This window comes from Methylobacterium aerolatum (assembly GCF_022179085.1).
GTDB lineage: Bacteria > Pseudomonadota > Alphaproteobacteria > Rhizobiales > Beijerinckiaceae > Methylobacterium > Methylobacterium aerolatum.
On record NZ_BPQE01000013.1, the window covers coordinates 67,072 to 87,505 of the forward strand.

A 20,434-nucleotide genomic window follows, 5' to 3' on the forward strand; every position below is an offset into this window, starting at 1 on the left:
CGTACGCCCCGCCGAGGCGGGATCGGATCCGACACGAAGCCGCGAGCCGCACGGCCCACCGGCATCCCGCCACGCCTCCACACGTTCGACACCCGGCGCAGCGATGCGCCCTGCCCCCGAGGACCCCATGACCAAGACAGCCGCCCTGCTCGGTGCCACCGCCCTGCTCTTCGCCACCGCCGCCGTGGCGCAGCCGGCCCCGCCCCCGCCCGACGCTCCGCGCGGCGGTCCCGAGGCCGCTCCGCCCCCGCCGCCGCCCGGCGGTCGGCGAGCCGGTCCCGATGGCGGCCCGCCCCCTCCCCCCGGCGGTCCCCGGCGCGGACCGGACGGCCCGCCGCCGCCCCCGCCGCCGTCGAAGGCCGCGCATTTCCGGTTCGAGCGCGGCGACGCGCGCATCGACGTGAAATGCGCCGACGACGAATCGATGAAGACCTGCGCCGACCTCACCCTCCAGCTTCTCGACAAGCTGTCGACTCTTAAGCCGTCCGACGCGCGCTGACGCCGACCCTCGCGGGGACGCCACCAGGGCGCCCCCGCCCCCCCCTCGAACAGGCAGCATCATTCCCATGACCGACACGCACCACGTCCGCGGCACCGTCTGGGCCGTCTTCGGCCACCGCTTGGCCATCGAGGGAGCCGACGGGCGCACCCTCGCCGATCTCGGCCCCAAGGGGGCGGAAGGCGTCTCCCTCGCGGTGGGAGACCGGGTCTCCGTCGAGGGCGAGCACAAGCCGACGGAGATCAAGGTGACCTCCATCACCGTCGGCGACGGCGCCGCCCGCGCCATCGCATGGCCGAAGCCGCACGAGCACGGGGACGCCGACCCGGCCGCCGCCCTCGCCACGGTGAAAGCCGAAGGCTACGCGATCGAGGGCGAGCCGACGCGCAGGCCGAAGCACTTCGAGATCATGGGATCCAAGGACGGCAGCACCCACGAACTGCACGTCACCCTCGACGGGACCATCCGCAAGGTGAAGCCGGCGAAGGGCTGAGGCCGCGCCGTCGACCCCGGAGCCCCGGCTCCCGGGTCGGCGAGACCGCCGGACCGTCAGAGGCAGGGATCGTCCGCCGCCTGGAGCCGGCCGGACTCGATGGCCTTCAGGAAGGTCGCGTGATCCTCCGCGTTCCGGTCCCCGTAGGCCGCCGCCCAGTCGGCGATCGCCTCGCGCAGGTCGGTGCGGCCCGCATGGCCGCAATAGCCTGCGATGGCCGCCGCATCCCCCGTGCGGGCATGGGCCTTGGCCAGCAACGCCCCGTAGGCATGGGAGAAGTACAGGAGCGATTGGCCGGTCATGCGGGCCACCGGGATCTCGCCCTTCATGTTCTTCATCTGCCGCACGTAGAACGGCCGCCGGTCGATGGTCGTCCAGCCGAGCAAGGGGTCGCCCACGGCCTGGAGCAGGCGCTGACCGTAGATCACCCGCTCGCCTTGGTGGCTCGCATAGGGCTCGGGCATCCCGGGCAAGTAGGGGGCGTGGGCGGGGCGCACCGCCTCCTTCACCTGCAGGAAGAGGGCGTCGTGATCGGAGTTGCCGCAGAGCAGCGCGACGTAGGCCCGGGTGCCGACGCTGCCGACGCCGACCACACGGTGCGCCACGTCTACCACGTGGTACCGGCTCAGCATGAAGCGCCGCTCCCGCGGCAGCGTCTCGGCATAGCGCTCCAGGCCGGTGATGACGGCTTCCCGCGTGGCCTCGTCCACCCGCACGAGGATCGGCGGCTCCTCCTTGAAGCGCCAGCCGCCGTCCGTGCGGCGCTCGCCCACCCGGTCGAGCAGGCTCTGGTTGTTTTTCTTTCGCGCCTTCTCGACGGCCTTGTCCACGACGGCCCGCGAGCGCTCGTCGATCTCGGCCCCGGCGAAGGCGAGGTCGTCGGCCCGCGAGGCGCGCTGCCAGACGTCGAGCGACCCGCGGGGGGCGAGGTCGTCCATGGTGAGCTGGTAGCCGGCCGCCGCGCTGAGCAACGCCTCCCGCCGGTCGGAGCGCGGCACCTCGGCGTCCCGTGCCGCCACCTCGATGCTGGCGCAGAGGCGCTTTAGGTCCCACTCCCAGGGCCCGACCGTGACCTCGTCGAAATCGTTCAGATCGAGCACCACGTCGCCCTGCGGCGAGCCGAATAGGCCGAAATTGGCGATGTGGGCGTCGCCGTTCATCACCACATCGATCACGCCGCGTGGTCCCTGGGCGAGGTCCCAGGCCATGACCTGGGCGGCGCCGCGCAGGAAGGCGAAGGGTGAGGAGGCCATCCGCGCCACCCGCAAGGGGATGAGGTGCGGTTGCCGCCCTTCGTGCGCGGCCTCGATCAGGGAGACCGGATCGGGCCGGTCCGGGCCGGACACCAGGTCGGCATGGGCCGCGTGGGCAATCCGCGACCGGAGCATCTTTCCGGCGGTGCGGCGGGTGTCCCAGGGCTCCACGCCGTTGCGCAGATCGATGCGCGGGAAATCCGCCAGGGGCTCGAGGACGGCCTGCCCGGCAGCCTCCACCACCGCGTCCTTCCGGTCGTCCCGCGACGAGGAGGATTCCGGCCGCCCGTCCTCCGGGGAATGTCCTGACCGTTCCATCGTCCTCGTCCGCTCGCAATGGTCAAGGTAACGCCGCGGGGCCGGATGAAAAGCGCGGGGCCGACGTTGGCCGGATACGCAGCCGGATTCCGGGGGTGCGGCGATCCCGATGGATAGGGAACCCGGTAGGACGAGGATCGTCTCTCCTGTATGAGGCTCGACCGGCGACGGTGCGACGGGAGGCGGCGATTTCGGACGACGGTTGGGCGACGGGCCTGGGTTTGCTGGCGGTCCTTGCCCTGGTTCTGGCGAACGGCTTCTTCGTGGCGGCCGAATTCGCCCTGGTCGCGGTCCGCCGGTCCCGCGTGGCCGAACTTGTGGTGGAGCGCAGGGCGAACGCCAAGGCGTTGCTCTCGGCCACCGACCGCCTCGACGCCCACCTCGCGGCGACGCAGCTCGGCATCACCATCTCGTCTCTGGCCCTCGGATGGGTCGGCGAGCCGGCGCTGGCCCACCTGATCGAGCCTGCCCTCGCATGGCTCCCGGGCCTCGTGTCGACGGCGGTCGCGCACACGGTGGCGGTGGTGCTTTCCTTCGTGGTCATCACCTCCCTGCACATCGTGCTCGGCGAGTTGGCCCCCAAGAGCCTCGCCCTCCAGCGCAGCGAGCGCACGGCCCTGGCCGTGATCCGGCCGCTCGGCCTGTTCCTGATCCTGTTCCGCCCGGCGATCTCGTTCCTCAACGGCCTCGGCAACGGCGTCCTGCGCCTGTGCGGGCTGCAGCCGGGCCACGGCGAGGGCAGCCAGTATTCCACCGCGGAATTGAACCTGCTCGTGGAGGCGAGCCGGGAGGCCGGCCTCATCCGCGAGGCGCAGCAAGAGGCAGTCGAACGCATCTTCAAGCTCGGGGACCGGCGCGTCCGGGAGATCATGACCCCGCGCCACGAGGTGGAATGGATCGACCTCGACGCGCCGCACGAGGAGATGCTGCGGGCGGTGCGCGCCTGCAGCCACGCCCACGTGGTCGTGAGCCGTGGCGGAATCGACGAACTCGTCGGGGTGCTGCGCAAGCAGGATCTGCTCGACCAGATCCTCGACGGCCTCGCGCCCGACATCGCCACCGCCATGCGGGCGCCCAACGTCATCCACGAGGGCATGACGGTGCTGGCAGCACTCGAAAGCTTCCAGCGCAGCCCCCTCCAGCTCGCGGCCATCGTCGACGAGTACGGCAGCCTGGAGGGCATCGTCACGCAGACGGACCTGCTGGAGGCCATCGCGGGCGACATCCCCGAGCCGGGCGAGGATCCCGCCGTGGTCGAGCGGGAGGACGGCTCCCTGCTCATCGACGGCATGATGCCGGCCGAGGACGCCTTCGAGCGCCTCGCCTTCGCCGATCCGCCGGCGACGGACGACTTCACGACGCTGGCGGGCTTCATCATCTACCGGCTCGGGCGCATCCCGGCGGAGGGCGACGCCATCGCCGCGGAGCGCTGGCGGCTGGAGGTCGTGGACATGGACGGCCGGCGCATCGACAAGGTGCTCGCCACCCCCCTGCCGGGGGCGCCCGCCGCGGCGGCATAGGCACCGTCCCTCGCCCGGCCGTCGATGCCGCTCGGCGCCCCCCCCGCGCGGGTGGGGAGCGACGCGATCCGGCTGTGTCAGAGGCCGCCGTCGAGCCCGTTTTCGGCGAGGCACTCGTCCACCCGGCCGAGCAGCCAGTTGACCTCCTTCGACAGCTTCTCCGCCCGCTCCTGCCAGCAGGCCGGGTCGTACTCGACCCATTCGCCCGCTTGGGTCCGGCGCTCGAGAATGCCGCCGAGGACGTTCGCAAGGCTGCCCAGATCGACGCCGCACACGTCACGCTCGCCCCCGCCCGCATCCATGCGGATCGCGGGGGGCGGGAGGGTCAGGGAATGCGCGCCAGCCGGGGGCTTGGGCATGGTGGAGGGCGATTCTCGCGGTCGTAGGTGACGTGTCCCCCGGCGTAGCTCGCCAACCTTTCCGTGCCGTAAACAATCCCTGACACCGGTCGCCCGGCGCCCTTCCCAAAGTCGTACAGACCGGTCGGGCACGGCCCGGTGCGACCGGGTCCCTCCCTAGCCATGGTTCCGCCCGCCCCCTAGCTCCCCTTCCATCGGAGCAGAGAGCATCATGAGCGGAACGGCACTGATCGCCGGCGTGAGCGGCATCGTCGGCAACAATCTCGCCCAGCACCTCGTCGCCTCGGGATGGGCGGTCCAGGGTCTCGCGCGGCGCCCGCCGCAGGATCTGGCGGGGGTCGATCCCATCGCCGCCGACCTCCTCGATCCCGCGAGCCTGCGGCAGGCGCTGGAGTCGCGCCGCCCGAGCCATGTCTTCATCACCACCTGGTTGCGGCAGGACACGGAGGCAGAGAACATCCGCGTCAACGGCGCGATGGTCCGCAACCTGCTCGACGCCCTGCGCCCGGCGGGCAGCGTCCGCCATGTCGCCCTGGTGACGGGGTTGAAGCATTACCTCGGGCCCTTCGAGGCCTACGGGAAGGGCACCCTGCCGCCGACGCCCTTCCGCGAGGAGCAGCCGCGCCTCGACGTGGAGAACTTCTACTACGCACAAGAGGACGAAGTCTTCGCGGCGGCCGCGCGCGACGGCTTCGGCTGGAGCGTGCACCGTCCCCACACCATCATCGGCTACGCGCTGGGCAACGCCATGAACATGGGCGTGACGCTCGCCGTCTACGCCACGCTCTGCAGGGAGGCCGGGCGCCCCTTCCGCTTCCCCGGTTCGGCCGTGCAGTGGAACGGCCTGACCGACATGACCGACGCGCGCCTCCTCGCCCGGCACCTGACCTGGGCGGCCACGACACCCGCTGCGCGCAACGAGGCGTTCAACGTCGTCGACGGCGACGTCTTCCGCTGGAGCTGGATGTGGGGGCGGATCGCCGGGTGGTTCGGGCTGGAGCCCGCCCCCTTCGAGGGCGCGATCATGCCCCTGGCGGAGCAGATGGCCGGGGCCGAGCCGCTCTGGCGGGAGATCGCCGCACGGCACGGACTGGTGGAGCCGGACCTCGGGCGCCTCGCCTCCGCGTGGCACACGGATGCGGATCTCGGGCGTCCCATCGAGGTGGTGACCGACATGGGCAAGAGCCGCCGCCTCGGCTTCCTCGACTACCAAGCGACCGACGACGCCTTCTTCGACCTCTTCGCCCGTCTGCGGACCGCCAAGGTCATCCCGTAGGCGCAAGGGATTTTCCGGCGAGGCGAAGCCCCGGCCCTCGACGGGAAGATACCCTTGGCGCGAATGAGCGGCATGCCGCCCGTCGAAGACCGGTCGTCTTGCGGGTCCGGCCGGGGGGCGGTGTTCGCTGCCCCCTCCTGTCCTTGCGCGGCACGTCCCGCTTTTCCGGATCGACTCGGCCACGGGCGGTGTGGCGCGGGACGGGTATCGCAACGGCCACGTCGTCGTCACCAACGACGCCAACCGGCGGAGGGCCGGACGCCCGCATGGCGTAACAGCGCCTGCCGGGATCCGGCTGGATGGTCAGCGTGGGAATGAGCGAGGCGGCCTTCCGCGCGCCGTTGATGCGGTCGCTCGCGCGGCTGATCGGGCTGACGGTCGTCACCGTCATTGACACGGTGGCCGGCGAGGCTGCCGTCCACGACGGGTGCCGGCGGATCCTCGGCGCCGTCCCGTTGCCGCCTACCCACCAGGGCCGGATGATCGACATCGCGATCAGCATCGGCGTCGTCCTCGTGAACGACGACAGCGCCACCGGCGACGAGCTCTTCCGCCAGGCCGACGTGGCCCTGTGCGAGGCCAAGGCGGCGGGCCGGAACACTCATCAGTTGCTCGAAGCCAAGGTGCTCGCCCGGGACTCGGTACGCGGCTGGCTCGCCCTGGACATGAAGGACGCGATCAGGCGGGGGGACTTCTTCCTCGTCTACCAGCCGATCGTCGACGTCTCATCGGGCGAGTTGCTGCTGCGCTGGCAACACCCGACGCGGGGCATGATCTCCCCCGGCGACTTCATCTCCGTGGCGGAGGAGACGGGGAAGATCGTGCAACTCGGCGCCTGGGCGGTGGAGGAAGCCTGCCGCGCCATCCTCGTCACGCACGACAGGGCGGCCATCGCGACCGACCTATCGGGACGGGCGGGCCAGCGCGCCGTCTGCTACCTCGCCACGGTCGGAGCCCTGTCCGGCCGGGTCGGCGCGCCGCGTCCCAGCGGCTTCATCCTCGACCTCGGCGACCTCCGGGCGGCCCGGGTCGCGGCCCGCCTCCGATGGCAGGATGAGCCCAACGCGAAGCCGCCGGATCAGCGGTCCGATCCGCGGATCGTGCCGGAGATCAGGCTGGTGACGGTGCGGCTGCCCGGCGGCACCACCCGCGAGGGCCGGATCGAGAACCTCTCGAAATCCGGCGCCCTCTTCACCGTGGCGGCCCCCGGCTAATTGACGGTCGGCAGCCCCGTGACGATCGGCAAGCGCCGCGCCGCCATCGTCCGGTTCGACGGGAACGCCATCGCCATCGGGTTCAGCCTGCCGTTCTGCGACGGCACCTTCCATCCGGCGATCATCGTCTGACCGGGGCCGCGCGCCACGCTTTCTCGCGGGCGTGATCCTGGGGATATGGTCAAGATCGAGAAATTGTGTCTGGCTTGTTAAGGCGCGACCGGGATTCTGCCGGATGCGAGAGGCCGGATCCGGGAAGTGAAAAGCAGCGTTGAGTTCGGAACCGGCCGGGGGCCGATGGGAGCGGCGGCCGTCCTCGGCCTCGCCCTGGCCGGCCCGGCCTGCGCGGCCGACCTGCCCACGGCCACGACTCCCCGCCAGCCGGCCTTCACCTATGTCGATCCTCAGACATGGGAGATCACCCTCAGCGGCACGATCCAGGCGATCCCGCGCTATCCGGGAGCCTCCGACTACACCTGGGTGTGGTATCCCGGCGGCGACATTCGCCGCGCCGGCGAGCCGAAGCGCTTCTCCGCGCCGGACGACAACCTGAGCTTCACGCTTTACGACACCGAGCAATTCCGCGCCGGGCCGACCCTGCGCTTCGTGCCGGGCCGGTTCTACGGAGACGACCGGCAGCACCTCTTCGGCCTTCGCGACGCGCGGATCGCCTTCGAGCCCGGCCTGTTCGTGGAGGTGTACCCGGTCCCCTCCGTGCGCCTGCGCGGCGAGGTCCGCCAGGGCGTCTACGGCCATCACGGCACCGTGGGGACCGTCGCGGTCGATTACCTCATTCCCTTCGACCGCTGGATGTTCTCCGTCGGACCCCGGTTCAACATCGGCGATGCGAGCTTCGCGCGGAAGTACTTCGGCGTGAGCCCGGCGGAGGCCGCCATCAACGGGCGGCTGACCCCCTACAGCCCGGGCAGCTTCTACTCGGCCGGCCTCGTCGGCGCCGTCACCTTCCGCCAGGACGAGACGTGGTCCTACACGCTGTTCGGCGGCTACAGCCGCATCCTCGGCCCCTCCGGCGCAAGCCCCCTCGTGGACCGGCCCTACGGCAATCCCGACCAGTATACCGGCGGACTCCGGGTGGACTACACGTTCCGCACGAAACCGTTGTTCTAGAGTTTTCGGTTCGATCCGGATCGCACGCTCGACCGTCCTTGCGAGCGACACGAAGGGATCCAGGGATCCGCCACGGTCGGTCGAGTCCCGCTGCACTGGATTGCTCCGCTTCGCTCGCAATGACGAGGGAGCGCAAAGATCGAAAGCAAACTGAAACGGCTTCAGGACGCCGTCAGCAACGGTCGAACCGCTTGCGCCGACGGGCGGGGTTTCAGGTCCCCGAACCCAGGCGGCTCGCGCGGGTCAGACCGGGCCGGCGGCCACCCCTGCCGGAAACATCCTCGCGCGGAAGCGCCATTCCACGCAGAGCCAGATGACCGTCTCGACGGCCAGCAGAACCCAAGCCTTGTCCGCGTAGAAGATCTGCGAGACGTTGGCGACGGAGACGAGGTTAGCATAGAGCGCCGCGGAGAGCGCCGAGACCATGTCGTGCTTCTGACCGGCATTCAGGAACCCGAAATCCTTGCACATCCCGTAATGCATCAGCAACTGGACGAAGTTGACGACGGATTTCATCAAGAGAAACGAGAAGCCGATGAAGAAGGTTAGCGACAGCGCCCGGAAGGCGATGCTGGCAAAGACCCCCTCGACGGCGGACAGGCGCAGCGCACCATAAAGGGTCCAGACGCAGACGACGGGGGTGAGGACGCAGTGCCGGATGAAGGTCCTGCGACGAATGCCGGTGGCGTGGGCCACCTCGTCGGCCTCGCCGGCGGGCGAAGGGGCTGAACCCGAGGTCTTGTCCGGCATACGCAACATCCCGGCGGGGTGACGCGCGGGGGCCTGCGGGCATCCGCCAGGCACACCCCGGTCAGTGGTCCAAGGATAATCGTCCGCGGGGCGAAGTCTCCCTGGCGCCGCGCACGAAAACCGTCGCCATTCCTACGAGAATACACTCCCTCGCTCAAGCAATTCGAAGTTTATATTGTAATTCAGATCTCAACCGACGATTGAAATAGCGGTTTTTACATCACGATTACGCCAGCCGATGACGAATAAGTGTGCGCGAGCCGCGAAAACACAGCGATTGGGCCTGGATTTCGATCCTATGATGGCCTAGCCATCCCATCGGAGCGGTACGCGCCGCTCCGGGACTGGGGAGTCCCACGACGAACGGCTTGGCATCGGCCGGAACGGTGCCGCGATCCGTGACCAGTGGGTCGGGGAGCCTGCGACGCATGTTCAGGTGCTCCGGTGCTAAAGGTCGTAGGAGCCGATTTGTCGCGGCTTACCCCACTCCCCGACTATGGATGGTCAAGGCTCGTTTGCGGGGGCGTACCGCAAACCCAAGCCTCCTGGGACGGGATGGTGGCGGCATGTCGGACGATGTGCGCGATCAGGGCCGGCGATCCACGGCCGCAACGCTGAAGCGGCGCCAAGCCGGGCCGATCGACCGGTACGTCGGCACGCGGATCACGGCCGAACGCCAGCTCCGTGGCATGTCGAGCTTCGATCTCGGCCGCAGGCTCGGCTTCACCGTCGTCCAGATGAAGAAATACGAGCGGGGCCAGAGCCGGATCCCCGTGGGGACGCTGTGCGCGGTCAGCGAGATCCTCGACGTGCCGCTCACCCGCTTCCTGCCCGTCGAGCGAGGCCCCCTGCGGCAGGCGGCGGCCTGCCGCGAGGAGATCACGCGGACGCTCCTCCAGATGCCGGACGTCGAGTGCCTCGCGAGCCTGTCCGACCTCCTCACGATCCTCGTGCGCTATCGCACCAGCGTGAACTGAGCCGACGAGCCGGGAGCCATCGCCTGAGAGGCCCTGCGAGGGCGAACGGGAATCGCGGGGAACGATGTTCCCGCAGCCCATCCGCAGACGGCACGATTTCCCCATTCTCGGCCAAATTTGAAGAAGAAATCCCCGGCCGATCCGGACCTCGCGGGATCCGACGCTCGATCCCCGAACAAATCCGGCGAAGCCATCCCTCTCCGCACGGAATCCCGGAGGGTGAATTCTCACCGCCATCCGCGGATCTGCGAAACAATAGCCTCCAGGCGCAGCCGTGTTTGAGAAAACGTTTCATTGACCGGAACGGCCCTCGGCCACACCCTTGAGGAACGAGACGACAAGCCCTCCGGCGCCCGGTGGCGCGGGGCCGCGTCGATGGAAGAGTGTGTGATGAGCCGACCGAAACTCGTGGGCGTGAGTGCCAACCTCCAACGGCCGTCGAAGACGCGCGCCCTGGTTGAGACCGTGCTGACTGTCGCGCGGGAATCCTCCCGCGACGCGTCGCCCCTCGATGTGCAGTTGCTCGATTTCGTCGATGCCGGCTCCGGCCTCGGCGCCGCCTGGAGCCGCGACCGCCTCTCGCCCGAGGCCCGGCGCGTGCTCGATGCCATCGAGGGGGCGGACGGGCTCGTCGTGGGCTCCCCCGTTTACAAGGGTAGCTACACGGGGCTGTTCAAGCACCTGTTCGACCTCGTGGATCCTGCTGCGCTGGTGGGCAAGCCGGTGGCCATCGTCGCCACGGGCGGGGGGCCGCGGCACGCCCTCGTGGTCGAGCACGCGTTCAGACCCCTCTTCGGCTTCTTCGGCGCCCTGCAGATCCCCACCACGGTCTACGCGTCGGACGCCGACTTCACGGACGGCGCGCTGGTGGAAGCCGGGGTGAAGGCGCGGGCGGTGGAGGCGGGCGGGCAGCTCGCCGCGCTGCTCGCACACCGCGCCGCCTCCGCCGCCCCGGCCCTCGCGGCGGCCGAGTGATGGGCGCGTCCCTGCACCGCCGCGGCCTGCTGGCGGGGGCGCTTGCGTCTGTCCCGGCCCTGCGTGCGGCCAAAGCCGAGGAGCCCGGCGTCCTGCGGATCGGCTACCAGAAGAACGGCATCCTCGTCGTCGCCAAGCAGCAGAAGACGATCGAGGCGGCGCTGGAGCCCCTCGGTCATCGTGTCACCTGGGTCGAGTTCTCCTTCGGCCCGCCGCTCCTCGAAGCCCTCTCCCTCGACGGGATCGACTTCGGGCAGACCGGCGACGCCCCGCCGATCTTCGCGCAGGCCGCGAAGTCGCGCCTCGTCTACGCGGCCGCGCAGGAGGCGGGCGGCTCGGGCGCGGGCATCCTCCTGCCGCCGGGCTCCACGATCCGTTCCCTGGCGGACCTCAAGGGCAAGCGCGTCGCCTTCGCCAAGGCGTCGAGCGCCCACGCCCTCACCCTGGCGGCGCTGGAGAAGGCCGGGCTGACCTACGGCGACATCACGCCGGTGACCCTGGCCCCGGCGGATGCCGCCGCCGCCTTCTCCCGGGGCAGCGTCGATGCCTGGACGATCTGGGACCCGTATTTCGCCATCGCCGAGGCCGGAGAGGGCGTGCGGGTGCTGGCGACGTCGCAGACCATCGCGCCCTACAACAACTACTTCCTCGCGAGCCGCCCCCTCGCGGAAAAGCGCCCGGCCGTGCTGACGGCGACCATCGATGCCCTCTCGCGCGTGGCCGAGTGGTGCACGCAGAACCGGGGCGAGGTGGCGCAGCTGCTCTCGGCCGGGACCGGCGTGCCGCTCGCCGCCACCAAGCGCGCCGTGGACCGGACCGATTACGTCATCGGCCCCATGAACGATCGCATCGTCGCCGCGCAGCAAGCCATCGCCGACCGCTTCCACGCCCTGAAACTGATCCCGGCTCCGATCCGCGTCGCGGATGCGGTCTGGACCGCCCCTCCCCGCAACGGCTGATCCGCCCATGACACCCCGTTCTCCCCGCCCGCAGGCCCGCGCCCTGGCATCGGCGCGGCCCTTGCCCCACCGGCGGCTGATCCTCTCGGCGGGCGCTGGCCTCGCCGCCGCCCTCGCCCTGCGCGGCCCCGCCCGCGCCGAGGGCGGCACCGTGCGCATCGGGTTCCAGAAGTACGGGTCCCTGGCGCTCCTCAAGGGCAAGGGCAGCCTGGAGACGGCGCTCGCCCCCAAGGGCTGGTCCGTGACCTGGGCGGAGTTCCCCTCTGGCCCGCCCCTGATGGAGGCGCTGAATGCCGGGGCCATCGATTTCGGCTCGGCCGGAGAGGCGCCGCCGATCTTCGCCCAGGCCGCCAGCGCGGACCTGCGCTACATCGGCGCCGAGCCGCCGGCCCCGCGCGGCGAAGCGATCCTGGTGCCGAAGGACAGCCCGATCCGCAGCGTCGCGGACCTGCGCGGCAAGACGGTCGCCCTCAACAAGGGTTCCAACGTCCACTTTCTGGTGGTGCGGGCGCTGGAGGCGGCGGGCGTGCCCTACGCGGACGTGACATTCGCCTTCCTCGGCCCGGCCGATGCCAACGCGGCCTTCGTGCGCGGCGCCGTCGATGCCTGGGCGATCTGGGATCCCTACCTCGCCGCCGCCGAGCGTTCGACGGGCGCACGGATCCTCGCCGACGGGCAGGGGCTTGCGCCGAACCGCCAGTTCTACCTCTCCCGGCGGGCGATCACCGACGGCCAACCCGGCCTCGTCCAGGCGGTGCTGGCGGCCATCGGCGACCTCGACCGCTGGGCCGCCGGCCACGCGGAGGAGGTGGCGAGGGAGCTGGCACCCGCGGTCGGCATTCCGGCGCCGATCCTGTCTGTCGCCCTCAAACGGCAATCCTACGGGGTCGCGCCCCTCGACGCGGCGACCGTCGCCGACCAGCAGCGGGTGGCCGACGCCTTCCACGGCCTCGGCCTGCTGCCGAAGCCGCTGCGCGTCGAAGACGCCGTGTGGCCCCGCCCCGACAAGGCTTGAGGAACGATGGCACAGGCTTTCCCCGCCGCCCGCTTCCGCGATGCGGCCTTCCCCTGGCTCCTGCCCGTGGCGATCCTCGCCGGATGGCAGGCCGCCGTCTCGGCCGGACTCGTCTCGAACCGCTTCATGCCCGCCCCCCTGGACGTGGTCCGGGCGGGGAGCGAGGCGGTCCGGACGGGCGAACTCTGGACCAACCTCGGCGTCAGCAGCCTGCGGGCGCTGGCGGGCTTCGCCATCGGCGGGGGCATCGGCTTCGCGCTGGGGCTGGCCAACGGCCTCTCCCGCCTCTCCGAGCGGCTGACCGATACCTCCGTGCAGATGGTGCGCAACGTGCCCCACCTGTCGCTGATCCCCCTGGTGATCCTGTGGTTCGGCATCGGCGAGGAGGCCAAGCTGTTCCTGGTCGCCTTGGGCGTGTTCTTCCCGATTTACGCCAACACCCTGCACGGCATCCGATCCATCGACCCCGCCCTCGTGGAGATGGGCCGGGTCTACGGCATGACCCGCGCCGAACTCTTCCGGCGGGTGGTGCTGCCCGGCGCCCTGCCCTCGATCTTCGTCGGCCTGCGCTACGCGCTCGGCATCATGTGGCTGACGCTGATCGTGGCCGAGACAATCTCGGCCTCCTCCGGCCTCGGCTACATGGCGATGCAGGCACGGGAGTTCATGCTCGTCGACGTCGTGGTGCTGGCGATCCTGATCTACGCCGCGCTCGGCAAGCTCGCCGACACCCTCACCCGGATGCTGGAGCGGGCCTGCCTCTCCTGGAATCCCGCCTACAGGAGCGCCTGATGCTGCTCGACGCCCTCCACCGGGACGCCGCCGTGCCCGCCCGCGACAACCCGGAACCAGCCGCCCCCCCGCGTGTCGAGGCCCGCCCGCAGGCCCCCCAGCGGGGCCTCGCCGTTACCGTGCGTGACCTGCACAAGAGCTTCGACGGCAACCCCGTCATCGGCGGCCTCGACCTGCACCTGCCCGGTGGCAGCTTCACCGCCATCGTCGGCCGGTCCGGCTGTGGGAAGAGCACGCTGCTGCGGCTCATCCTCGGCCTGGAGGAGCCGACCTCCGGCCGGATCGCCATCGAACCGCCGCCCGGCACCCCGCCGCGCGCCGTCCCCCCGCGCCGGATCATGTTTCAGGAGCCGCGGCTGCTGCCCTGGGCCCGCGTCCTCGACAACGTGGCGGTGGGCCTCACGGGGATGGGCTCGCGCGGCGAGCGCCGTGACCGGGCACGCGAGGCGCTGAGGGAAGTCGGCCTCGCGGACAAGGCCGGGCAGTGGCCCGCCACCCTCTCCGGCGGCCAGCGCCAGCGGGTGGCGCTGGCCCGCGCCCTGGTGAGCGGCCCCGGCCTCTTGGCCCTCGACGAGCCACTCGGCGCGCTGGACGCCCTCACCCGCATCGAGATGCAGGATCTGATCGAGCGGATCTGGCGCGCCCAGGACTTCACCGCCCTGCTCGTCACCCACGACGTCGCGGAGGCGGTGGCGCTCGCAGACCGCATCCTCGTGGTGGATGGCGGCCGGATCGCCCTCGACCTCCGGGTCGACGTTCCCCGCCCCCGGCGCCGGGGAGACCCCGACCTCGCGCGGCTCGAAGGCCGTATCCTCGACCACCTGCTCGGCACGCCCCAGGCCGCCTGAGCGCAGGAAGACCCCATGACCCAAGTTTCGCAAGACGGACGCGCGGACGTCCTCTGGTTCCTCCCCACCCACGGCGACGGGCGCTACCTCGGCGCTTCCGAGGGCGCGCGGGAGGTGTCCCTGCCCTACCTCCGCCAGATCGCCCAGGCCGCCGACGAACTCGGCTATTTCGGCGTGCTGCTGCCCACGGGGCGCTCCTGCGAGGATTCCTGGGTTATCGCCTCGGCGCTGGCCCCGCTGACCCGGAATTTGCGCTTCCTCGTCGCCGTCCGCCCCGGCCTGCAGCAGCCCTCGGCCGCCGCGCGCATGGCCGCGACCCTCGACCGGATCTCGGACGGACGCCTGCTCATCAACGTCGTTACCGGCGGCGACCCGGTGGAACTCGCCGGCGACGGCGTGTTCCTTGCCCATGACGAGCGCTACGCCGTCACCGACGAGTTCCTGCACATCTGGCGGCGCCTGCTCTCGGGCGAGAGCGTGAGCTACGAGGGCCGGCACCTGAAGGTCGAGGACGGCCGCGTGATCTTCACGCCGGTCCAGAAGCCCTATCCGCCGCTGTATTTCGGCGGCTCCTCGCCCGCCGGGATCGCCGTGGCGGCGGAGCATTGCGACGTCTACCTCACCTGGGGCGAGCCCCCGGCTCAGGTGGCGGAGAAGATCGCCGCCGCCCGGGAGGCGGCGGCCGCCAAGGGCAAGACCTTCTCCTACGGCATCCGCCTGCACGTCATCGCCCGCGAGACCGAGTCGGCGGCCTGGGAGGCGGCCGAGAGCCTAATTTCCCGCCTCGACGATGCGACCATCGCGCGAGCCCAGGCGACCCTCAAGCGCCAGGATTCCGTCGGCCAGAGCCGGATGATGGCGCTGCACGGCGGCCAGCGCGATAAGCTCGTGGTCTCGCCCAACCTCTGGGCCGGCGTCGGACTCGTGCGCGGCGGCGCGGGCACGGCCCTCGTCGGCTCGGCCGATCAGGTGGCCGACCGGATGAAGGAGTACATCGATCTCGGGATCGACCGCTTCATCCTCTCCGGCTACCCGCATTTGGAGGAAGCCTACCGCTTCGCGGAACTGGTCTTCCCCAAGCTGCCGCTCCGCGCCACCACCGGCCGCCCGGCCACCGGCGCCAGCAACCACGGACCCTTTGGCGAGATCATCGCCAACGACCTCATCCCCGAGCGGCGGGCGGCCGGGGGGTAGGCCGTAAGCACGCTACGGATCCCCCTCTCCCCGCCTTCGGGGAGAGGGTTTCGGCGACCCCGTCGTCGCCGAAGCGAGGCGGCAGCCGATGGTGAGGCGGCGTGCCGAACGAGGCTCGATGGGTGAGCCCCCTCTCCGCCGCTTCGGCTTCGCCTCCGCTTCCCGCTGACACGCCAAGGTGTCAGCGGGCCTCTCCCCGCAAGCGGGGAGAGGGTTACCCCCATCCTCACCCCGCCTTGGCCTCGCGGCGGCGGGCGGTGAGGACCCACTCGGTGTAGCCGTTGGGCTGTTCGCGGCCCTTGAAGACGAGGTCGCAGGCCGCCCGGAAGGCCGGGCCGTCAAAGTCCGGCGCCATCGGGCGGTAGAGGGGATCGCTGGCGTTCTGACGGTCCACGACCTTGGCCATGCGCTTCATCGTCTCCATCACCTGATCCTCGCTCACGACCTTGTGGTGCAGCCAGTTGGCGATGTGCTGGGAGGAGATGCGCAGCGTCGCCCGGTCCTCCATCAGGCCGACATCATGGATGTCCGGCACCTTGGAGCAGCCGACCCCCTGGTCGATCCAGCGGACCACGTAACCGAGGATGCTCTGGGCGTTGTTCTCGATCTCCTGCTGGACGTCGTCGGGCGAGAAGTTCGAGCGGGCAAGCGGAATGTCGAGAATCTCGTCGATGGCCGAGCGCGGCCGCCGGGCGAGCTCCGCCTGCCGGGCGCGGACGTCGGTCTCGTGGTAATGGAGGGCGTGCAGCGTGGCGGCGGTGGGAGACGGGACCCAGGCCGTGGAGGCGCCGGCCTTGGGGTGGGCGCCCTTCTGCATCAGCATGTCGGCCATGGCGTCGGGCGCCGCCCACATGCCCTTGCCGATCTGGGCCTTGTCGAGGAGGCCGCAGGCGAGGCCGACATCGACGTTGTTCTCCTCGTAGCCCTTGATCCAGGGCGTGGCCTTCATGTCGTTCTTGCGGATGACCGGGCCCGCCTCCATCGAGGTGTGGATCTCGTCGCCGGTGCGGTCGAGGAAGCCGGTGTTGATGAACACCACGCGGCTCGCCGCGGCCGCGATGCAGGCGGCGAGGTTCACCGTGGTGCGGCGTTCCTCGTCCATGATGCCCATCTTGAGGGTGTTGGGCTCCAGGCCCAGCATCGCCTCGACCCGGCCGAATAGCTCGACGGCGAAGGCGACCTCCTCCGGCCCGTGCATCTTCGGCTTCACGATGTAGACCGAGCCCTGGCGGCTGTTGCGCAGGCCGGAATCGCCCTTGAGGTCGTGGATGGCGATCATGGCCGTGATCGCGGCGTCCAGCATCCCCTCGGGGATCTCGCGGCCCTCACCGTCGAGCACGGCATCAGTGTCCATGTGATGGCCGACGTTGCGCACCAGCATGAGGGACCGGCCCGGCACCACCACCTCGCCGCCGTGGGGCGCGATGTAGTGCCGGTCCGGGTTGAGGCGGCGCTCCTGGGTCCGGCCGTCCTTCTGGAACGCGGCCGAGAGCGTGCCCTTCATGAGGCCGAGCCAGTTGCGGTAGACGACGACCTTGTCCTGCGCGTCCACCGTCGCGACCGAATCCTCGAGATCCATGATGGTCGAGACGGCGGATTCGAGGAGGATGTCGGCGACGCCGGAGGCGTCGAACCGGCCGATCCGGTGGGTGCGGTCGATCACGACCTCCACATGCAGGCCGTGATGGCGCAGGAGCAGGGCCGAGGGCATGCTCGCCCGGCCGCGATAGCCCGCGAACAGCTCAGGCCGGGCCAGCGGCACGGTCTCGCCCGTGTTCATGTTGCCGACGAGCTGGCCGTCCTCCACCGCGTAGGTCACGACATCGGCGTGGCGCCCGCCCGCCAGGGGCACGAAGCGGTCGAGGGTGCTGCGGGCGCGGGTGACGACCCGGGCGCCCCGGGCGCGGTTGTAGCCGCCGCTGCGCACGGCGCCGCCCTCCTCCGACACCGCGTCGGTGCCGTAGAGGGCGTCGTAGAGCGAGCCCCAGCGGGCGTTGGCGGCGTTCAGCGCGTAGCGGGCGTTCGAGACCGGGACTACGAGCTGCGGGCCGCTGATCCGGGCGATCTCGTCGTCCACCCGCTCGGTGCGCACCTCGACCGCGCCGGGATCCGGCAGGAGGTAGCCGATCTCCTTCAGGAACGCCTTGTAGGCGGCCGGGTCGGCGGGCTTGCCGGCACGCTCCCTGTGCCAGGAATCGATCCGGGCCTGCAGCGCGTCGCGCTTGGCCAGCAGGGCGCGGTTCTTCGGCGTCAGGTCGCGCACGATGGCGCCGAGGCCGCCCCAGAACACCTCCGGCGAAATTCCGGTCCCGGGGAGGGCCTCGTCCGCCACGAAGTCGTGCAGCTCCCGCGCGATCGCGAGGCCGCCGAGGGTCAATCGATCCATTACCAAACCACTTGAGACAGGGTGCAAGGCGATGTGCCGCCCGTTGCGCGGGGGGTTACCCGACACGCGCCACAGGTCAAACCGTCCAGATAGGCCAGGGACTACAGTTCCGTGAGACCGTCGCCCCCGGCGACCCATCGCCCCGGAGGCGGTCCGGCGGGCCGAGGGCGTTTGACCCTCCGCGAGGCCCGCTGTATCCCGCATCGAGAGGCGCCGGAAATTCGCGTCTCGGCAATATGTTAGCGGGCGCAACCCGCCCTCTCCCGTCAAACCGTCCTGGGCAAGCGAGCCATGGCCACCACCCTCGCCGACCTCGTCGCCCGCGCCGCGGCCACGGCCCACCGGCAGGCGCAGCGCTTCCCCGGCGCGCTCACCAAGGACGCCCTGCCATGGGCGGTGATCGAGGCCTACGACGCCGACGTGCGCGGCAACCTCGCCCGCGACCCGCGGATCGAGGACGAGCGCGACGCGGTGCTGATCGCCGCCGTGAAGCTCGCCGAGACGCCGACCGACGAGGACGACGAGATGGCGGAGGCGCGCCACCGCCTCGCGGGGGCCATCGATGGCCTGGAGCGCACCGTGATGGCCCTCGGCCTCGTCAACCGGCAGGCGATGAAGCAGGGCTTGGGCGAGGCGGGGCAGCGGGTCGGCCCGGCGGAGGACCGGCCCGCCGGCTGAGCGGACCGGATTCCACGGCGCGAAGGCAACCTTTGCCGCACTTGAACCTTCGGTGAAACGGCGGGAATCTTGTCCGCCGAACCGACGAAGTGGACGAGCATGGGCGAAGACGCCGAACTCAGCGGAGACGAGTGGACGCTGGAAAGCTTCACGGGGGCCATCCACCGAGGCGGGGTCGGCCTCTGGGCGTGGTCCCCCCGGCGCCGCCTGGCGCAGCTCGACAGCCTGTGCCGGTCGTTCTGGGGAACGGACGAGACCGTGGTGGGGCTCGACGACCTCTTCGCGCGGGTGAACCCCGAGGACCGCGAGGCGATGGTGAGCGAGTGGATGGCGAGCGCGGACGACGCCCATCCCTACAGCTTCGATTTCCGCATCGGCGAAGGGCCGACCGCGCGCTGGATCTCGGCGCGGGGCGTCGGCGGTGCGGAGGGCAGCGTCGGGGAATGGATCCAGGCGATCTTCCTCGACGTCACCGAACGCAAGCGGGCGGAGGAAGCCGAGCGCCTGCTGACGGCCGAACTCGCCCACCGGGTCTCGAACATGTTCTCCGTCGCCCGGGCGCTCACCTCCATCGTGGCGCGCGACGCGCACTCGGTGGACGGCTTCGTGAAGGATCTCTCGCAGCGTTTCGGCGTCCTGCACCAGGCGACGATCCTGGCGACTCGGGCCAAGAAGCTCGACCACAGCCAAATTAAGCTGCACGACCTCGCCGAGCGGATCCTCTCTCCCTATGAATCGGGGGCCGCCATCGCCGTGGAGATCCCCGACGCCGCTGTGATCGGCGCCGACCGGGCCAACGACTATGCGATGATCTTCCACGAACTCGCCACCAACTCGGCCAAGTACGGGGCGTTGGCGGCCGGCGGGCATCTCACCGTGACGGGACGCGTCGAGGACGGCACCCTGCACCTCGCCTGGGAAGAAACCTCGGTCCCGCAAAGGACCGGACAGCCGGACGGGACCGGATTCGGATCGCGCCTCCTCACCCTCACCATCGAGCGCAGCCTGCGCGGCGGCTTCGAGCGCGCCATCACCGGGGACGGGATGCGATTCGCGATGACCGCGCCCCTCGCTTAAGCCCCTCATTTCGGGAAGTGACCACATGGCCCACGTCCTCGTCATCGGCGCCAGCCAGGGTATCGGCCTGGAAACCGTGAGAGCGGCGCTCGCCGCCGGGCACCGGGTGCGGGGCTTCGCCCGCTCCGCCGGGCGCATGGCGGTGACGGATCCCGGCTTCGAGCCCTTCGCGGGCGACGCCCTGAACGCGGCCGACGTCGCCGCCGCCGTCGATGGCATCGACGTGGTGGTGCAGGCGCTCGGCGTGCCGGGCAAGGATCTCCTCGGCCCGGTGACGCTGTTCTCGCGGGCGACCGCCGTGCTGGTCCCGGCCATGGAGGATGCCGGGGTGCGCCGGATCATCGCCGTCACCGGCTTCGGCACCGGCGACAGCCGCGACGCCATCGGCCTCCTCCAGCGGGTGCCCTTCCGCCTCGTTCTCGGCCGGGCCTACGACGACAAGGACGTGCAGGAGATGCGCATCCGGCGCAGCACCCTGGATTGGACCTTCGTCCGGCCCGGCATCCTCACGCCGGGCTCGGCCACCGGCCGCTACAAGGTGCTTGCCGAGCCGTCCTCGTGGCGCAACGGGCTGATCCCCCGGGCCGAGGTGGCGCATTTCATCGTGGGCGAGATCGCGCAGCAGGCCTACCGCAAGAAGGCGGTGGTGCTGGTGAAGTAATCGTCACTGCCAACCCTCGCCGTCATGGCGAGTGCGAGCGGAGCACCGACGTCCGAGGGGAT

At 70.6% G+C, this 20,434-nt stretch carries 20 protein-coding genes; 16 read left to right on the forward strand and 4 right to left on the reverse strand.

Annotation, left to right across the window (positions count from 1 at the left end):
• The first annotated feature begins 127 nt into the window (after positions 1-127).
• Positions 128-499, forward strand: coding sequence for a hypothetical protein (locus MFF06_RS09850; protein WP_238203332.1), 372 nt, complete (start codon positions 128-130; stop codon positions 497-499).
• 67 nt (positions 500-566) lie between these two features.
• Positions 567-992 carry a hypothetical protein gene (locus MFF06_RS09855; protein ID WP_238203334.1) on the forward strand — a complete coding sequence of 142 codons (426 nt, stop codon included), beginning with the start codon at positions 567-569 and terminating at the stop codon, positions 990-992.
• 56 nt (positions 993-1,048) lie between these two features.
• Here MFF06_RS09855 and MFF06_RS09860 read toward each other — a convergent pair whose 3' ends face one another.
• Positions 1,049-2,563, reverse strand: coding sequence for a DUF2252 domain-containing protein (locus MFF06_RS09860; RefSeq protein WP_238203336.1), 1,515 nt, complete (start codon positions 2,561-2,563; stop codon positions 1,049-1,051).
• 188 nt (positions 2,564-2,751) lie between these two features.
• On the opposite strand from MFF06_RS09860, the gene MFF06_RS09865 reads away from it, so the two are divergent.
• A complete protein-coding gene (locus MFF06_RS09865; RefSeq protein WP_370876520.1) occupies positions 2,752-4,083 on the forward strand; it encodes a hemolysin family protein in 1,332 nt (443 codons plus the stop codon).
• A 77-nt stretch (positions 4,084-4,160) separates the two neighbouring features.
• Here the strand turns inward: MFF06_RS09865 and MFF06_RS09870 are convergent, their stop codons facing one another.
• Positions 4,161-4,442, reverse strand: coding sequence for a hypothetical protein (locus tag MFF06_RS09870; RefSeq protein ID WP_238203341.1), 282 nt, complete (start codon positions 4,440-4,442; stop codon positions 4,161-4,163).
• Between the two features lie 211 nt (positions 4,443-4,653).
• Here MFF06_RS09870 and MFF06_RS09875 point away from each other — a divergent pair, with 211 nt between their 5' ends.
• The 3 genes from MFF06_RS09875 to MFF06_RS09885 all read left to right on the forward strand — a co-directional run bounded on the left by MFF06_RS09875 (position 4,654) and on the right by MFF06_RS09885 (position 8,060).
• On the forward strand, positions 4,654-5,718 hold the full coding sequence (locus MFF06_RS09875; protein WP_238203343.1) for an SDR family oxidoreductase: 1,065 nt from the start codon (positions 4,654-4,656) through the stop codon (positions 5,716-5,718).
• A 299-nt stretch (positions 5,719-6,017) separates the two neighbouring features.
• Positions 6,018-6,932 (forward strand): EAL domain-containing protein, encoded by a 915-nt coding sequence (locus MFF06_RS09880; RefSeq protein WP_238203345.1) that lies wholly within the window; start codon positions 6,018-6,020, stop codon positions 6,930-6,932.
• A 258-nt stretch (positions 6,933-7,190) separates the two neighbouring features.
• On the forward strand, positions 7,191-8,060 hold the full coding sequence (locus MFF06_RS09885) for a MipA/OmpV family protein (protein ID WP_238203348.1): 870 nt from the start codon (positions 7,191-7,193) through the stop codon (positions 8,058-8,060).
• A gap of 243 nt (positions 8,061-8,303) precedes the next feature.
• On the opposite strand, the gene MFF06_RS09890 is transcribed toward MFF06_RS09885, so the two are convergent.
• Positions 8,304-8,810: a hypothetical protein gene (locus MFF06_RS09890; RefSeq protein ID WP_238203350.1), complete on the reverse strand. Its 507-nt coding sequence runs from the start codon at positions 8,808-8,810 to the stop codon at positions 8,304-8,306.
• Positions 8,811-9,376: 566 nt separating this feature from the next.
• On the opposite strand from MFF06_RS09890, the gene MFF06_RS09895 reads away from it, so the two are divergent.
• The 7 genes from MFF06_RS09895 to ssuD all read left to right on the forward strand — a co-directional run bounded on the left by MFF06_RS09895 (position 9,377) and on the right by ssuD (position 15,570).
• Positions 9,377-9,787, forward strand: coding sequence for a helix-turn-helix domain-containing protein (locus tag MFF06_RS09895; protein ID WP_238203352.1), 411 nt, complete (start codon positions 9,377-9,379; stop codon positions 9,785-9,787).
• A gap of 390 nt (positions 9,788-10,177) precedes the next feature.
• Complete coding sequence (msuE, locus tag MFF06_RS09900) at positions 10,178-10,762, forward strand: FMN reductase (protein ID WP_238203354.1); 585 nt, start codon at positions 10,178-10,180, stop codon at positions 10,760-10,762.
• The gene (locus tag MFF06_RS09905; RefSeq protein WP_238203356.1) at positions 10,762-11,721 is read left to right on the forward strand and encodes an aliphatic sulfonate ABC transporter substrate-binding protein; all 960 of its coding nucleotides are present in this window, start codon (positions 10,762-10,764) and stop codon (positions 11,719-11,721) included. Before msuE ends, MFF06_RS09905 begins: the two co-directional genes overlap by 1 nt.
• 7 nt (positions 11,722-11,728) lie before the next feature.
• On the forward strand, positions 11,729-12,736 hold the full coding sequence (locus MFF06_RS09910; RefSeq protein WP_238203358.1) for a sulfonate ABC transporter substrate-binding protein: 1,008 nt from the start codon (positions 11,729-11,731) through the stop codon (positions 12,734-12,736).
• 6 nt (positions 12,737-12,742) lie between these two features.
• Complete coding sequence (gene ssuC / locus MFF06_RS09915; RefSeq protein ID WP_238203361.1) at positions 12,743-13,528, forward strand: aliphatic sulfonate ABC transporter permease SsuC; 786 nt, start codon at positions 12,743-12,745, stop codon at positions 13,526-13,528.
• Positions 13,528-14,376 carry an ABC transporter ATP-binding protein gene (locus MFF06_RS09920; protein WP_238203363.1) on the forward strand — a complete coding sequence of 283 codons (849 nt, stop codon included), beginning with the start codon at positions 13,528-13,530 and terminating at the stop codon, positions 14,374-14,376. The genes ssuC and MFF06_RS09920 overlap by 1 nt, the downstream gene beginning before the upstream one ends.
• A 15-nt stretch (positions 14,377-14,391) precedes the next feature.
• The gene (gene ssuD / locus MFF06_RS09925) at positions 14,392-15,570 is read left to right on the forward strand and encodes an FMNH2-dependent alkanesulfonate monooxygenase (RefSeq protein ID WP_238203366.1); all 1,179 of its coding nucleotides are present in this window, start codon (positions 14,392-14,394) and stop codon (positions 15,568-15,570) included.
• A 226-nt stretch (positions 15,571-15,796) separates the two neighbouring features.
• Here the strand turns inward: ssuD and MFF06_RS09930 are convergent, their stop codons facing one another.
• Complete coding sequence (locus MFF06_RS09930; RefSeq protein ID WP_238203368.1) at positions 15,797-17,956, reverse strand: malate synthase G; 2,160 nt, start codon at positions 17,954-17,956, stop codon at positions 15,797-15,799.
• Positions 17,957-18,247: 291 nt separating this feature from the next.
• Between MFF06_RS09930 and MFF06_RS09935 the strand changes: the two genes are divergently transcribed.
• From MFF06_RS09935 to MFF06_RS09945, 3 genes are all read left to right on the forward strand, one after another.
• Positions 18,248-18,634, forward strand: coding sequence for a hypothetical protein (locus MFF06_RS09935; protein WP_238203370.1), 387 nt, complete (start codon positions 18,248-18,250; stop codon positions 18,632-18,634).
• Between the two features lie 99 nt (positions 18,635-18,733).
• Entirely contained in the window at positions 18,734-19,711 is a 978-nt protein-coding gene (locus MFF06_RS09940) for a sensor histidine kinase (RefSeq protein ID WP_238203372.1), read from the forward strand.
• A gap of 25 nt (positions 19,712-19,736) precedes the next feature.
• Complete coding sequence (locus MFF06_RS09945; RefSeq protein ID WP_238203373.1) at positions 19,737-20,372, forward strand: NAD(P)-dependent oxidoreductase; 636 nt, start codon at positions 19,737-19,739, stop codon at positions 20,370-20,372.
• Positions 20,373-20,434: the final 62 nt, after the last annotated feature.